A 14201-nucleotide genomic window follows, 5' to 3' on the forward strand; every position below is an offset into this window, starting at 1 on the left:
TCATGAAAAAACACGTTCATGCCCTGAAGGCTCGATTAGCCGGCTTGACGCTGATCGAAGTATTGGTCGGCGTCGCCGTGCTGGGTGTGATCTTGGCGGTGGCTGCGCCTTCAATGGCAGATCTGCTCGAGAAACGCCGCGTGATTGCCGCGGCCGAGGAAGTGGCAGGCATCTTGAATTACGCCAAGGCGGAAACGAATGCGACCAATTCGTGGCTCATCGTGAAATTTGGCCCTCCTGCTTCCAGCATGAGCTGTGCCCTGGTCGCAACCACAGGCCCCGCAAACAATTGCCGCTGCTGGAAACCAGTCAACGAAGTGTGCCCGGGCGCTCAGAAGCCCTTGCGCCTGTTTCAGTTGCCCTTGACTCATGTGAAATTTGAGGCGAGCGCCAAAAGTTGGGGCGGACCAGGGGCACCAAGCAATGCCATCCGCTTCGCGCGAGATCAGATGACCATTGCCGCGGAGAAGTTCAGTGTGGAAGTGGTCGGTACGGGAAAGGGCTACACGCTGCGCGTCGAAGTGAATGACGCAGGTCGTGTCAAGGTTTGTGCGCCGGCTGTCCCAAAGCAAGGGGCAACGAAGTTTAGCAAGATGAGTGGGTACGGAGAATGCAGCCCAATACCAGCACCCGCACCCTGAGTGCGACGCCCGGCAAGGCTCAACGAGGTATTGGCCTGGTTGAGTTGATGGTTGGCATCACGGTCGGTCTGATCGTCACTGCCGGCGCGGCCATGGTCGCAACCCGGCAGATCAATGAGCACCGGCGCCTGATGCTGGAGGTCCAGATGCAGCAGGATCTGCGCATCGCCGCGGATCTGCTGCAGCAGGACCTGCGTCGGGCCGGTTATCGCGGCCTGCCGGCCAACAGTGTCTGGGAACCCGAGCGCGACGCGGGCGCCACCCCCGCCAAGGAGGCATCGTCCAGCCCTTATGCAGCGGCCTCCGCAAGCGCAGGGGGTGAGCAACTTCTCTATCAATACGCGAGAAACGACGCCAGCGGTGCGCTCAACACGAGCAACGTGCTGAAGAGCAACGAGCATTTTGGTGTGCGATGGAAGAAGAGCAACAAGTCGCTTGAAATCCAGCTCGGCCAGGACAACTGGCAGCCCATCACGGACCCGGATGCAGTGCAGATCGAAAATTTCGTCGCGAACGTGGTGACGCAGCAGGTGTCGCTCGCCGACCTCTGCGATCCCACCTCGGCCTGTGTGGCAGCGGGAACCTGCCCCATGCAGGGCGTGAGGCGCGTCGATTTCACGATCAAGGCGGTTTCCAAGTCCGACCCCACCGTCAAGCGAACCTTACAGGTCAGCGAGAAGCTGCGTTCCGATGAAATCAGCGGGGCCTGCCAATGAAGCGCTCTTTCATGTCCCGAGAGCAGCGCCAGCGAGGCGCAGCCACACTGGTCGTGGTCATGGTGCTATTCCTTGTCATGGCTTTGCTGGCTGCCTATGCCAACCGCAGCCTGATGTTCGAACAGCGCATTTCTGGCAGCTATTACCGCGCCAGCATGGCCCAGGAACTGGCGGAAGGTGGCGTGGAATGGACGCTGGCCATGTTGAATGGCGCCGCGCTTGACGACGATTGCAAGCCGGTCGCCACGGGCGGCACGCGCTTCGTCGACAAATACCTCAACGTTTCGGCCGCGGACCGCGCCACGACAAGCAAGGTCACAACTGCCCTTCCCGGCCTCGCTGTCGATTGCTCGGCCACCGGTGCTGGCCTGGTTTGCCGCTGCCCCGCGGCCAATGCGCGAACCACCCAACCCGGCACGGCCGTCAATGGTGAGCTGGTCCCGAGTTTTGGTCTCGCCCTGGGCACCAACACGCATTACGGCAGTTTCCAGGTGATCGGCTACGGCTGCACGGACAGCAGCGTCGACAACTGCGTGTTCGGTGACCAGGAAGCGCGCAGCCAGAAGGCCGCGGCCATGTCGTTGCAGAAGGTCTCGATCGGCTTTGTCGGCGCCGTCCCGTCGTCGCCAGCTGCGCCGTTGACGGTCAAGGGCGTGCTGACCACCTTGGGCGCCGGCGGCCTGGGCCTGCACAACACCGACCCGCGCTCCGCCGGCCTGTTGGTCGTGTCCGGCGGCGGTGCGCCGGCACTGAATGAGGACCGCTTGGACAGCGTGCCCGGCACGCCATCCAGTCAAGCGCGGGTTTTCGATGACGTCTATCTCCACAGCCTCGGGAACAACACGCAGGACAACACCAAGTTCTTCCGCAACTTCATGGGCATGGCGCCCAGCCGCTACCGGAACCACCCGGCGGCTTACGAGGTCGCCTGCGCTGGCGGCAGCTGCGGGACGCAGCTTCTGGCTGCCTACGACGCCGGCCAGCGCATCCTGATCGTGCGCGGAGCGATGGCGGTCGATTCGAATGTCACCCTGGGCACGGTGGCTGCACCGGTGCTGATCGTCGTGGAGGGCGACGTGGACATTGCCGGGCCCATGCAGTTGAACGGCATGCTGGTGGTTCTTGGCGACCTGCGCTGGGCCAACGGTGGCGGCGGCGGGGTGTCGCAGGTCACCGGCATGGTGGTCGTGCAAGGCGACATGGTTGCCGACGGACGCATGGACATCGTCTACCGACAGTCCGTTGCAAGCGAACTGCGCAACCGCGTCGGCAGCTACGCGCGCGTGTCGGGCGGCTGGATCGACGAGGACACGAAATGATCGAGTCCACCATGGCCATGCCCCTTGCTTCCCGACTTGCCCGCCGCGCCTCGCGGCGCCAGCGCGGCGTCACGCTGATCGAAGCCCTGGTGGCGCTGCTGGTGATGTCCTTCGGCATGCTCGCCCTCGTGGGCCTGATGAGCAACCTGCGCCGCGGCGCGGACTTGGCCAAGCAGCGCAGCGAAGCCATGCGCATTGCCCGAGCAGAATTGGCCAACTTGAGGGATTTCTCGGTGCTGACCAGCGCAGGAGCGCCGGCGGGTGCCAAGGCCTATGCAGGTATCACCAATCAGGCTGCGGCGACGCCGGTGACGCCGGTCGATGCCAACACCACCTATAACGTGCAACGCTTCGTCAGTGCAGTGCCAGGCGGGCCAGCCGTTCAGGTCCGTGTCAGCGTGACCTGGAACGACCGTGCCGGAGACCCACAGTTCATCAATCTGGACACGGTCATCGCTGGCGTCGATCCGCTGTTCAGCGCCGCGCTCGGCTTCGCGCCCCCGGCGGGACCCATCACCCAGCCTTCGGCCCGCAGTCCGCTCATCCCGGCGGGGGCCAAGCAGCTGGACGGCAAGATCAGCGCCTTCTATCCAGACCGCTCCAGCAATGTGATCTGGGTCTTCAACAACATCACCGGCGTCATCACGGGCGTCTGCATCAATGCGGCCGGCACCCTTCAGTCGGCCCTCACCGCTGCCGATGTCGAGGCTTGCAAGAACGGCACCCGGGCTGGCTATCTCTTGAGTGGCGTCATTCGCTTCTCCAACACCAACCCGCCCAACCCGACGGCGCCCGGTGGCACGGCCATTCCTCTGGGTCTGGGCATCGTCGACGGAAGCTACGCTCTACCCCGCCTGAATGCGCAAGGCGCGCCGGTGATGAATGGCGGCAGCATGGTGCTGGACACTTTCACCGCGACGGCGCCGACCTTCGACTGTTTCGAGGATTCGCCCAGCGCATCACCGAGCGCCCAGCCTTTTGTCACCTACAACTGCATCGTCTACCCCGATACCACGACAAAGATCTGGTCAGGCAAGCTGGAGCTGACGCGTATCAGCCTAGGCACAACCGCTGCTGAATACCGCGTCTGCCGCTATAGCGCCGACTACAACGGCAATGGCAGCATCTATACGTCTGATTGGAAAGCGCTGGAGAACGAAGAGCATCCGGCGGTCTATGGCCGAGTCACCGGCTCTTTGGTGCGCCAGAACTTCCTGGTCGTCCGCGGCGATCTCGACTGCCCGACAGCGCCAGCGGTAGACCCGAACAACAGCGTGTTCGCCGATTACTCGACCGTTCAGTCGCAGCCGACGCCCGGCCCGTAGTGCTGGCCGCAGCGGGAGGCGTTGGCCAGACCTAGACTTCCCGCATGAATTCGCCCGCAATGACGGCGGCGCTGCTGCGAGCGCTTTCCCTGGCCGAGCAGGCCATCGGCTTGACCGACCCCAACCCCCGCGTCGGCTGCGTCATCCTGGCTGCCGACGGCCGGGAACTCGGCGCGGGCCACACCCAGCCGGCTGGACAGGCCCATGCCGAAGTGATGGCGCTGCGCGATGCGGCCGCGCGTGGCCACGACGTGCGCGGCGCGACCGCCGTCGTCACCCTCGAGCCCTGCTCGCACCATGGCCGCACGCCGCCCTGCTGCGATGCGTTGATTGCCGCCGGCATCGCGCGCGTCGTGGCTGCCGTCAAGGACCCCAACCCACAAGTCGCCGGCCAGGGCCTTGCGCGCCTGAAGGCTGCCGGCCTGCTAGTTGAACTGGCGGACGCGGCCGTCGCCGAGGCGGCCAGCGAACTCAATATCGGCTTCTTCTCGCGCATGCAGCGCGGCCGGCCCTTCGTACGCCTGAAGTCGGCCGTCTCGCTCGACGGTCGCACCGCCCTGCCCGATGGCCGCAGCCAATGGATCACCGGCGAGGCCGCCCGCACCGACGGCCATGCCTGGCGCAAGCGCGCCGGCGCCGTGCTGACCGGCATTGGCACCGTGCTGGCCGACGACCCCCGCCTCGACGTCCGCCTGGTGCCGACAGCTCGTCAGCCGCTGCGCATCGTGCTGGACCCGCAAGGCCGCATGCCGGGCAGCGCCCGCATCCTGCAGCCCCCCGGTGAAGCCCGCGTCATCGGTCCCGGGCGAGCCGATCTGGCCGTTCTCCTGACCGAACTCGGCGCCCAAGGCATCAATGAGCTGCACGTCGAAGCCGGGCCGACGCTTTCCGGGGCTTTCCTCGATGCCGGCCTGGTCGACGAGCTGCTGATCTACCAGGCGCCCGTGCTGATTGGCGACGGCCGCCCGCTCGCGGCACTGAGCCCGCTGGCAGAACTCGGCGACGCGCGTCGCTGGCGCCTCGTCGAAGCCACACCCGTCGGCCCGGATCTGCGCCTGCGGCTGCGCCCCAGGTAACGCCCCACGCGGCACCAGCCGCCAGGGTCGCCACCTACAATCGCCGGCTATGCCCATCTCCCCCATTCCCGAGCTGGTGGCCGAGCTGGCTGCTGGCCGCATGGTCATCCTCGTCGACGAGGAAGACCGCGAGAACGAAGGCGATCTCGTACTGGCGGCCGACCTGGTCACGCCCGAGGCGATCAACTTCATGGCTCGCTTCGGCCGCGGGCTGATCTGCCTGACCCTGCCCCGCGAGCATTGCGAGCGCCTGCAGCTGCCGCCGATGACGCGGCGCAACGGCACCCAGCACGGCACCGCCTTCACGGTGTCCATCGAAGCTGCGACCGGTGTCACGACCGGCATCTCCGCCGCTGACCGTGCCCGCACCGTGCAGGCGGCTGTCGCGGCGAACGCCAAAGCCAGCGACCTCGTGCAACCCGGCCACGTCTTTCCGTTGCAGGCCCATGATGGTGGCGTGCTCATGCGCGCCGGCCATACCGAGGCTGGTTGCGACCTGGCACGCATGGCCGGCCTGTCGTCCACCTCCGTGATTTGCGAGATCATGAAGGACGACGGCACCATGGCCCGCCTGCCCGATCTCGAGATCTTTGCCGCCGAGCATGGCCTGAAGATCGGCACCATCGCCGACCTCATCGAATACCGCAGCCGCCATGAAAGCCTGATCCAGCGTGTCACCGAGCGCCGCCTGAACACGGCGCAGGGCGAGTTCGACTGCCAGGTCTTCACCGACCGCACGGGCGGCACCCACCTGGCGCTCAGCCACGGCCAGTGGACGCCCGACAGCGAGGTTCTGGTGCGCGTGCACGAACCGCTGTCGGTCATGGACCTGCTGGAAGCCGGCCCCTGCGGCCACTCCTGGGGCCTGCCGGCCGCGCTGGCCGCCGTCAAGGCCAGCCTGGGCGGCGTGGTCGTGCTGCTGAATTGCGGTGAGGACGCCGCTGGCGTGCTGGCCCGCGTGCAGGCCTGCGAGCCGGCCCCCGCCACCAAGGGCGCGATGGACCTGCGCACCTATGGCGTCGGCGCCCAGATCCTGAAGGCCCTGGGTGTGCACCGCATGCGCCTGCTGGGCAGCCCGCGCCGCATGCCGAGCATGACCGGCTATGGTCTCGAAGTGACCGGCTTCACCGCTCCCCCCAACTGCTGAACCCCAAAGGCCCGCGATGCAAGATTCCGAACAAGGCCTGCCCAGCTTCGAGGGCGCCCTCGATGGCAGCGAGCTGACCATCGCCATCGTCCAGGCGCGCTTCAACGACGCGATCACCTCGAGCCTGGCCAGCGCCTGCCTGGCCGAGCTGTCGGTGCTGGGTGTACCGACCGAGGCCATCCGACACGTCACCGTGCCCGGCGCGCTGGAAGTGCCGCTGGCGCTGCAGGCCCTGGCCGAAAGCAATGACTTCGACGCGCTGATCGCCCTGGGCTGCATCATCCGCGGCGAGACCTACCACTTCGAGCTGGTGGCCAACGAGAGCGGCGCGGCCGTGACCCGCGTCGGCCTGGACCATGGCATCCCGATCGCCAACGCCATCCTGACCGTCGAAAACGAAGCCCAGGCCTGGGCCCGCGCCGAACCCAAGGGCCGCGACGCTGCACGCGTTGCCGTCGAAATGGCCAATCTGCTGAAAGAGATCGAGTGAACGCCCCCACCCCAAAGACCGCCACGAAGACGGCCAACAAACCTGGCGTCAAGCGCGCTCCTGCCAAGTCCGCCCGTCGCCGTTCGCGCGAGGCCGCCGTGCAGGGCCTCTACCAATGGCTGCTGACCGGCGACGACGTGGGCGCCATCACGGCCCTGGGCCGCGAGCAGGAAGGCTATGCCAAGCTCGACGTGAAGCACTACGACGCGCTGCTGGGCGGCTGCATCCACGAGGCGGCCGACCTCGACGCCATCCTGTCCCGCCACGTCGACCGCAAGACCACCGAGCTCTCGCCCATCGAGCACGCCATCCTGATGATCGGCGCCTACGAGCTCAAGCATTGCGTCGACATCCCCTACCGCGTGGCCATCAACGAGGCGGTCGAGCTGGCCAAGTCCTTCGGCGGCACCGACGGCCACAAGTATGTGAACGGCGTGCTGGACCGCGCGGCTGGCGACTTGCGCCCCGTCGAGGTCGCAGCCAAGCGTTGACGACGAACTGATGAAACTGGCCGCGCGGCTCGACCGCATCGAGCCCTTCTATGTGATGGAGCTGGCCAAGGCCGCGGCCCGGGTCGCGGCCGGCCCTTTGTGCGACCCGGCCGAGGGCGGCCGGCGCATGATCCGCCTCAATGTCGGCGAGCCCGATTTCGGCGCCGCGCCCGCGGTCCGTGAAGCCGTGGCCCGCGTGGCCCAGGGCCCCACACCCTACACCGATGCCCTCGGTCTGCCCGCATTGCGTGAGGCCATCTCGCGCTGGTACGGCCAGCGCTTTGGCCTCGCCGTCGCACCCGAACGCATTGCCATCACGGCCGGCGCGTCGGCCGGCCTGCAACTCGCCTGCCTCGCCCTCTTCGAGCGGGGCGACGAAGTGCTGATGCCCGATCCCTGCTACCCCTGCAATCGCCACTTCGTGACGGCTGCGGACGCCACGCCGCGGTTGCTGCCGACCGGCGCCGCGGAGCGCTTCCAGCTCGGTGCGCAGCAGGTGCGCGACGCATGGACACCGGCGACCCGGGGCGTGCTGCTGGCCTCGCCGAGCAACCCGACCGGCACCTCCATTGCGCCCGAGGTGCTGGCCGACATTGCCGGCTTCGTGCGTGAGCGCGGTGGCGTCACGGTGGTTGACGAGATCTACCTGCCGCTCAGCTACGAAGAGCACTTCGGCCACAGCGCGCTTTCGCCGGGCGAGGACATCATCTCGGTCAACAGCTTTTCCAAGTACTTCGGCATGACGGGCTGGCGCCTGGGTTGGCTGGTACTACCGCCCGCCCTCGTGCCGGCGATCGAACGGCTGGCGCAGAACCTCTATATCTGCCCATCGACGCTGTCGCAGATGGCGGCATTGGCGGCCTTCGAGCCCGAGTCCATCGCGGAGTTTGAGCGCCGCCGCGCAGTTTTGAAGCAGCGCCGTGACTACATCGTGCCCGCGCTCAACGGCCTGGGCTTGAATGTGCCGGTGCCCCCGGACGGCGCCTTCTACGCCTGGATGGACATCAGCCGCCACCACGCCGACAGCTGGACCTTCGCCCACGAACTGCTGCAAAGCGCCCAGGTGGCGTTGACACCGGGCCGCGACTTCGGCCTGACCGATCCGCAGCGCTGGATGCGCCTGTCCTTTGCATCGTCGATGGAAGACCTGCAGGAAGCTGTTGCCCGCCTGCGCGGAGTCCTCGCATGAACTTCCAGTTTCCCGTTCGCGTCTACTGGGAAGACACCGACGCCGGCGGCATCGTCTTCTATGCCAACTACCTGAAGTTCTTCGAGCGTGCCCGCACCGAGTGGCTGAGAGCGGCGGGCGTCGAGCAGCACCAGTTGCGCGAGGACACCGGCGTCATGTTTGTCGTCGCCGCCACCAGCCTGCGCTATGCCGCGCCGGCCAGGCTCGATGACCTGCTGACCATCACCGTCGAGCCTCAACCCGCCGGCCGCGCCAGCCTCGTCGTGCGCCAGCGCGCGCTGCGTGGCGACACACTGTTGTGCGAAGGCGAGATCCGCATCGGCTGCGTGCGCGCCGAAGACCTGAAACCCCAACGCCTGCCCGACTCGGTCGTGGCAGCGATCACCGCATGAACCAAGACCTGTCCATCGTTTCCCTGATCCTGCATGCCAGCTTCGCGGTGCAGCTCGTCATCGCGGGCCTGCTGCTCGTGTCGCTGGCGAGCTGGAGCGTCATCTTCGGCAAGCTGATCGGCCTGGGCCAGATCAAGCGACGCAACGATGCCTTCGAGGCCGAATTCTGGAGCGGCAAGAACCTCAACGACCTCTACCAGTCGGTCGGCAACCGCGCGGACGCCGCACCGCTGGAACGCATCTTCGCGTCAGGCATGCGCGAGTTCCTGAAGCTGCGCGAGAAGCGCGTGACCGACGCCGGCGCCTTGCTCGACGCCGCCCGCCGCGCGATGCGCGCGAGCTTCCAGCGCGAGCTGGACGCGATGGAACACAACCTGTCCTTCCTCGCCTCGGTGGGCTCGGTGTCGCCTTACGTGGGCCTGTTCGGCACCATCTGGGGAATCATGCACGCCTTCGTCGGCCTGTCGAACCTGACCCAGGTGACGCTGGCCACCGTCGCGCCCGGCATCGCCGAGGCGCTGGTGGCGACGGCCATCGGCTTGTTTGCCGCCATTCCGGCCGTGCTGGCCTACAACCGCTTCGCGCGCCAGATCGACCGCAGCGCGATCACGCTGGAGACCTTCATCGAGGAGTTCTCCAACATCCTGCAACGCAACGCGACCCAGCACTGATGGCTGCCATCTCCTCCCGTGGCGGGCGCCGGCGGCGCACGATGAACGAGATCAACATGGTCCCCTTCATCGACGTGATGCTGGTGCTGCTCATCATCTTCATGGTCAGCGCGCCGCTGATCACGACAGGCCTCGTCGACCTGCCCAGCGTGGGCAAGAGCCGCCAGCAGCCCGAGCATGTCATCCAGATCATCGTCGGCACCGACGAGAAGCTGAAGATCAAGGTCGATCAGCTCGAGCCCGAATCGATTCCCGCCAACCGCCTGGCCGAGCGCGTCAAGAAGGCGCAGGGCAAGGATGCGACCAGCCCCGTCGTCATCTCGGCAGACAAGAACGTCAAGTACGAGGCCGTCGTGCAGGTCATGGACACGCTGCAGCGCGCCGGCATCCAGCGCGTGGGCCTTGCCGTGAAGAGCGGCGCCCCCTCCTCCAAGTGAGATGACGAGCGCGACCTTACGTCCTCCCGAGGCCGCGGGCTTCGGTCGCGGCATGACGCTGGCGTTGATCGCCCATGGCCTGCTGATCCTGGCCCTCAGCTATGGCCTGAACTGGCACAGCGACGCCTCGCCCGCTTTCGAGGCCGAGCTGTGGTCGGCCGTGCCCCAGGTGGCCGCGCCACGCGAGGAAGCGCCGCCGGAGCCCGAACCCGAAGCGCCCAAGCCCGACACCCGCGCACAACAGCGGGCTGCCGAAGAAGCCGCCGCCGAGCAGCGCGAGGCCGAGATCGCCATCGCCAAGGAGAAGAAGCGCAAGGAAGAGAAGGCCCGCGACGAGGCCGCCAAGGTCGAGCGCGAAAAAGCCGCCCAGGAGAAGCTGGCCAAGGACAAGCTCGCCAAAGAGAAAGCGGACAAGGAAGAGCAGGACCGCAAGAAGGCCAAGGACGCCAAGGCGGCCAAGGATGCAAAAGAGGCGAAGGACACCAAGGAGGCCGATGCCCGCCGCGAAGCGCTGCGCCAGGAAAACCTGCGCCGCATCCAGGGCATGGCCGGCGGCACGCCGGGCTCCACCGGCGCCGCAGCCCAGAACTCGGCGCCGTCAGCGGGCTACGCCGGCCGCATCAAGGGCAAGATCCGCCCACTCATCATCTACCCGGACGATGGCGTCGCGAACCCGACCGCCGAGGTGCAGGTGACGCTGGGGCCCGACGGCCGCATTCTCGGCAGCAAGGTGCTCAAGGCCAGCCCCGACCCCGACTGGGACCGCGCCGTGCTGCGCGCCATCGAGAAGGCCGAGACCCTGCCGCGGGATGTCGACGGGCGCGTGCCGCCGGTGCTGATCCTCACCTTCCGCCCGCGCGAATAGTGCGGGGCGCGGGGCGTCAAAGCTCCACGGAGATCGGCCGCCCGGGCAGCACCCGGCTCAGCTCATCGGCCAATGCCTGAAGGTCCATGGGCTTGCTGAGGTAGCCATCCATGCCTGCCTTCAGGCAGGCATTGCGCCGCAGATCCGTGTCGCCAGCAGTGGCGGCAATGATGGGGAAAGGCGGCAAATTGCCGACGCGCTGCAAGGACCTCAGATGCTCGCTGGCTTCCAATCCGTCCATGACCGGCATGTCCACGTCCATCAGCACCATGTCGGGCGGCTCGTCACAGCAGGAGTCGAGCGCCTCGATCCCGTCACCGGCGACCACCACCTCGTAGCCCAAGGCCTCGAGCTGGCCCCGCGTGACGATCTGGTTCACGATGTTGTCGTCCACGACGAGGACACGGCGGCTCTCCTGGACGTAAAGCGGCGTGGGCGATGTCAGCCGCGACAGGGCCGTCGAAGTCCGGGTATCGACATGCGCGGTGAAGCGCTCCAGCTCCAGCGGGCTGAGCGGCAGCACCCGGATGTCGACCGAGCACTGGCGCCGAAAGCGCAGCGTCTCGGAGCCAGAAACCACGGCGAGCACCGTCCATAGGCCGGGCAAGGCCTGGGCGATCTGTTCGAGCTGAGCCAGTTCCTGGCCGCTGTGCTCCGCGACGATCATCAACATCGGTGCTGCAGTGGTGGATGTCGCCGCCGCGGCCTCCTCGAGCCGCTCAAACGACACCACGTGCCAGCCCAACAGCCGCAGTCTCGTCTCGACGGAGTCCAGCGCGCCGCGCAGAGGGCTGACCAGCCATGCCACCGAACCCGCGGCGTTCGGTGGGTGCTCGAACGCCACTTCCTCCCCGACAACTTCGCCGCTCAGCGAGATAACCAGACCGTCAAGCCCGGCGTCGACGAACTGAACCGAGCCGGCGGTGGCCGGACAAGGCGCTTGCGCCCGCGCCACCAGCCCATCGGACACATCGGCATCCTCGGCAACCAGCTGCAGGCGCTGCAGCACGGCCAGGACATCGGACGGGCAATTCGCCCCGGTGCCGGCGGCGTGGATGACGATGCTGCTTCGGCCAAACACTGGCGGCTCGACCACCGCGGTGAACATGACGAAACCCGACTCAAAGCAGTCGACGATGCCCAGCAATATCCGGTGAATACCGGCACGCAGGTAGGGCCCAGGATCGTGAAGCTCGAGGCGCGGCCCGTGGTAATCGAAGTAGGTGACAAGCCCCTTCCTTTTGGCGTAGGGCAGCACGTCGCGCGCGCTCTGGGTGAACAGCTCTGAAAACTCCATCGGCGGACTCTTGCTAACTGTCCGCGAGACTAGGGCAAACCCAGTTGTTAGATGGTTTCCAAATGTGGCCGCTGCTTACATGCAGATGCTTCGTGTCAAGGCGCGCCGCCAGCCACGGGCTTCAGCACCATGCGATCGACAGACCAGCGTCCCGCGCCCCACAGCGCGATCCCCAGGGCCAGCACGCCCCAAAGGATGTGCTGCGCCTCACCGGCGGCAGATAGATCCTCCGCTGGCAGCGAAAGCGCCGCCATCAGGTTGACGACGAAAAGGCTCACGCCGGCGAAGCGGCCTGCCAGGCCGAGCACCAGCAGCACCGGAACCACCAGCTCGCCCGCGGTGCCCATATAGGCCGCGAGCGCCGGCGGCAGCAGTGGCACCTGGTAGTAGTCGTTGAACAAGGCCAGCGTGGACGACCAGTCGTGCAGCTTGACCAGGCCCGACATGAAGAAGACCTTGGCCACGTAGAGCCGCGCCGCCAGCAGCGCAAGCGACTGTAGATGGCTGACCAGCGTATCCAGCGGCGCGGGCAGCCGGGTGGGTTGCAGGCCCGGGTCGGTGAAGGCGCGCAGCACAGTGGAGATCAGAGCTTTCATGGTGTCGTGGTCCGGTTCGGTGATGTAGCCCTGACTCCCTGCAGCCAGGCGTTGTGCAACGCGGCTTGCAGCCAGGCGGCGAAGTCGAAGTCGGTTTCACCGCCAGAACCTTTCACTGCGGCCAGCTCCAGCGCCTCGGCAAGATTCACGGCGTCGAGCAGGGCCCGGATGAAGACCGCATCGGCGGCCGACACGGGTTGCCATTTCCCGCGCCAACCGGCTCGCCAGACCACCACCGGCCCGTCGGACTGCGCCAGCACCGCCAGGCCAGGCCGCAATTGCAGCCAGAGCTTGTCGGGCGACGTGGTGCCGAGCAGGGCCAGCGAGTCGGCATCCAACGACGCGTCCTGCGCGCGTTCAGCCCGGTGCAGCGCCCAATCCAGGCGAGCGAGATCGGGCAAGCCCGAAGCCTCGCCAGCGCGCTCCAGCAGAAAGCCTTCGAGCGCCCCACCCCACTGCCCCAGGTCACCGCTCTCGGGCGGGTGGGCGCGCCAGAAGGTCCAGGCCAGCGACGCGAATTCTTCCTCGCCGAGCTCCTCGCGCAAGCGCACAAAGGGCACCGCCAGTGCCTGGGCCGACAGCGCCCGCAGGTTGTTGCGATAGGCCGCCAGGCCGCGCTCGCTGCCAGTCAGGCCGGGCGGCGCATCGCCGCGCCCCAGCAGCGCATCGACAAAGGCCTGCTGAGCGAGCTTCATGGGTGCAGCTCCCTCGCCCGCTGGCCTTCAGCCAGCAGCACCGCCAGATCGGGCACGGCGGTGTCCCACTCGATCAGCGTCGGCAGCGGCCCCAGCCGCTGCAGCGTGTGTTCGTAGACACGCCAGACCTCGTCGCGCACGCGGCTGCCATGGTCATCGATGACGAGGCCGTCGTCCTGCTCGCAGTGGCCGGCCAAGTGGATCTCGCCGACGCTGCCGGGGCGGATCGCGTCAACCCACCGCATGGCTTCACCCGCCGCGTCGCCCGGCGCCAGGCCGGCATTGCGCGCATTGACGAACAGGTTGTTGACGTCCAGCAGCAGGCCGCAGCCGCTGCGTCGCGTCAGTTCGTTGAAGAACTCGGGCTCGGCCAGGGTGTCGCCGGCCCAGCCGACGTAGGCGCTGATGTTCTCGATCAGCATCGGCCGGCCCAGGCGCTCCTGGACCTGCTGGACATGGCTGACCGTCAGCGCGAGGGATTCGTCGGTGAAGGGGATGGGCAGCAGGTCGGCTGCATGCAGGCCCGAGCCCGAACTGGACATCACACGGGCAAAGCAGGCATGGTCGGACACCCAGCGCGGCTGCACGCGCCGTACGAGGCGAGCGAGCCGCTCCATGTGTGCATCGTCCAGCCCCGCCGCCGAGCCCAGGGCCAGGCCCACACCGTGCAGGCTGACGTCATAGGCCTCGCGGCCTGCTTCCAGCACGGCCAGCGTGATGCCGCCGTCGGCAAAGAAGTTCTCTGAATGGACCTCGATGAAGCCGAGTGCAGGGCGCTCGGCCAGCAAGGTCTCGTAGTGCGGCTGGCGCCAGCCAATGCCCACGCAGGGCGAGGCTGGCGCCGAGGTCATGAC

The 14201-nt window shown here is 67.1% G+C and carries 17 protein-coding genes; 13 read left to right on the forward strand and 4 right to left on the reverse strand.

Annotated elements, in window-relative coordinates; all coding sequences use genetic code 11:
- Positions 1-2: 2 nt before the first annotated feature.
- From ASC95_RS31030 to tolA, 13 genes are read left to right on the forward strand one after another with little or no spacing between them, the layout of a single operon-like run.
- On the forward strand, positions 3-641 hold the full coding sequence (locus ASC95_RS31030; protein ID WP_162250877.1) for a Tfp pilus assembly protein FimT/FimU: 639 nt from the start codon (positions 3-5) through the stop codon (positions 639-641).
- Positions 611-1357: a prepilin-type N-terminal cleavage/methylation domain-containing protein gene (locus tag ASC95_RS28805; protein WP_057301145.1), complete on the forward strand. Its 747-nt coding sequence runs from the start codon at positions 611-613 to the stop codon at positions 1355-1357. The genes ASC95_RS31030 and ASC95_RS28805 overlap by 31 nt, the downstream gene beginning before the upstream one ends.
- 11 nt (positions 1358-1368) lie before the next feature.
- Positions 1369-2676 carry a PilX N-terminal domain-containing pilus assembly protein gene (locus ASC95_RS28810; RefSeq protein ID WP_162250878.1) on the forward strand — a complete coding sequence of 436 codons (1308 nt, stop codon included), beginning with the start codon at positions 1369-1371 and terminating at the stop codon, positions 2674-2676.
- Positions 2673-4001, forward strand: a complete 1329-nt coding sequence (locus ASC95_RS28815; protein ID WP_057301147.1) for a prepilin-type N-terminal cleavage/methylation domain-containing protein — start codon at positions 2673-2675, stop codon at positions 3999-4001. Before ASC95_RS28810 ends, ASC95_RS28815 begins: the two co-directional genes overlap by 4 nt.
- Positions 4002-4045: 44 nt before the next feature.
- The gene (gene ribD, locus ASC95_RS28820) at positions 4046-5077 is read left to right on the forward strand and encodes a bifunctional diaminohydroxyphosphoribosylaminopyrimidine deaminase/5-amino-6-(5-phosphoribosylamino)uracil reductase RibD (protein WP_082568212.1); all 1032 of its coding nucleotides are present in this window, start codon (positions 4046-4048) and stop codon (positions 5075-5077) included.
- Positions 5078-5126: 49 nt separating this feature from the next.
- On the forward strand, positions 5127-6224 hold the full coding sequence (ribBA, locus tag ASC95_RS28825; RefSeq protein ID WP_057301149.1) for a bifunctional 3,4-dihydroxy-2-butanone-4-phosphate synthase/GTP cyclohydrolase II: 1098 nt from the start codon (positions 5127-5129) through the stop codon (positions 6222-6224).
- 16 nt (positions 6225-6240) lie between these two features.
- A complete protein-coding gene (ribH, locus tag ASC95_RS28830) occupies positions 6241-6714 on the forward strand; it encodes a 6,7-dimethyl-8-ribityllumazine synthase (protein ID WP_057301150.1) in 474 nt (157 codons plus the stop codon).
- Positions 6711-7205: a transcription antitermination factor NusB gene (gene nusB / locus ASC95_RS28835; RefSeq protein ID WP_057301151.1), complete on the forward strand. Its 495-nt coding sequence runs from the start codon at positions 6711-6713 to the stop codon at positions 7203-7205. The genes ribH and nusB overlap by 4 nt, the downstream gene beginning before the upstream one ends.
- Positions 7206-7215: 10 nt before the next feature.
- Positions 7216-8394, forward strand: coding sequence for a pyridoxal phosphate-dependent aminotransferase (locus tag ASC95_RS28840; RefSeq protein WP_057301152.1), 1179 nt, complete (start codon positions 7216-7218; stop codon positions 8392-8394).
- Positions 8391-8786, forward strand: coding sequence for a tol-pal system-associated acyl-CoA thioesterase (gene ybgC, locus ASC95_RS28845; protein WP_057301153.1), 396 nt, complete (start codon positions 8391-8393; stop codon positions 8784-8786). Before ASC95_RS28840 ends, ybgC begins: the two co-directional genes overlap by 4 nt.
- Positions 8783-9457 (forward strand): protein TolQ, encoded by a 675-nt coding sequence (gene tolQ / locus ASC95_RS28850; protein WP_057301154.1) that lies wholly within the window; start codon positions 8783-8785, stop codon positions 9455-9457. The genes ybgC and tolQ overlap by 4 nt, the downstream gene beginning before the upstream one ends.
- Positions 9457-9894, forward strand: a complete 438-nt coding sequence (tolR, locus tag ASC95_RS28855) for a protein TolR (protein ID WP_057301155.1) — start codon at positions 9457-9459, stop codon at positions 9892-9894. Before tolQ ends, tolR begins: the two co-directional genes overlap by 1 nt.
- 1 nt (position 9895) lies before the next feature.
- Positions 9896-10759 (forward strand): cell envelope integrity protein TolA, encoded by an 864-nt coding sequence (gene tolA / locus ASC95_RS28860; RefSeq protein ID WP_057301156.1) that lies wholly within the window; start codon positions 9896-9898, stop codon positions 10757-10759.
- A gap of 16 nt (positions 10760-10775) precedes the next feature.
- Here tolA and ASC95_RS28865 read toward each other — a convergent pair whose 3' ends face one another.
- From ASC95_RS28865 to ASC95_RS28880, 4 genes are all read right to left on the reverse strand, one after another.
- Positions 10776-12056: a response regulator gene (locus tag ASC95_RS28865; protein WP_057301157.1), complete on the reverse strand. Its 1281-nt coding sequence runs from the start codon at positions 12054-12056 to the stop codon at positions 10776-10778.
- 95 nt (positions 12057-12151) lie between these two features.
- Entirely contained in the window at positions 12152-12652 is a 501-nt protein-coding gene (locus ASC95_RS28870) for a DoxX family protein (RefSeq protein WP_082568213.1), read from the reverse strand.
- A complete protein-coding gene (locus ASC95_RS28875; protein ID WP_057301158.1) occupies positions 12649-13347 on the reverse strand; it encodes a putative DNA-binding domain-containing protein in 699 nt (232 codons plus the stop codon). Before ASC95_RS28875 ends, ASC95_RS28870 begins: the two co-directional genes overlap by 4 nt.
- Positions 13344-14198, reverse strand: coding sequence for a DUF692 family multinuclear iron-containing protein (locus ASC95_RS28880; protein WP_057301234.1), 855 nt, complete (start codon positions 14196-14198; stop codon positions 13344-13346). Before ASC95_RS28880 ends, ASC95_RS28875 begins: the two co-directional genes overlap by 4 nt.
- Positions 14199-14201: the final 3 nt, after the last annotated feature.

Source organism: Pelomonas sp. Root1217, from assembly GCF_001425705.1.
Taxonomy (GTDB): Bacteria; Pseudomonadota; Gammaproteobacteria; order Burkholderiales; family Burkholderiaceae_C; genus Pelomonas.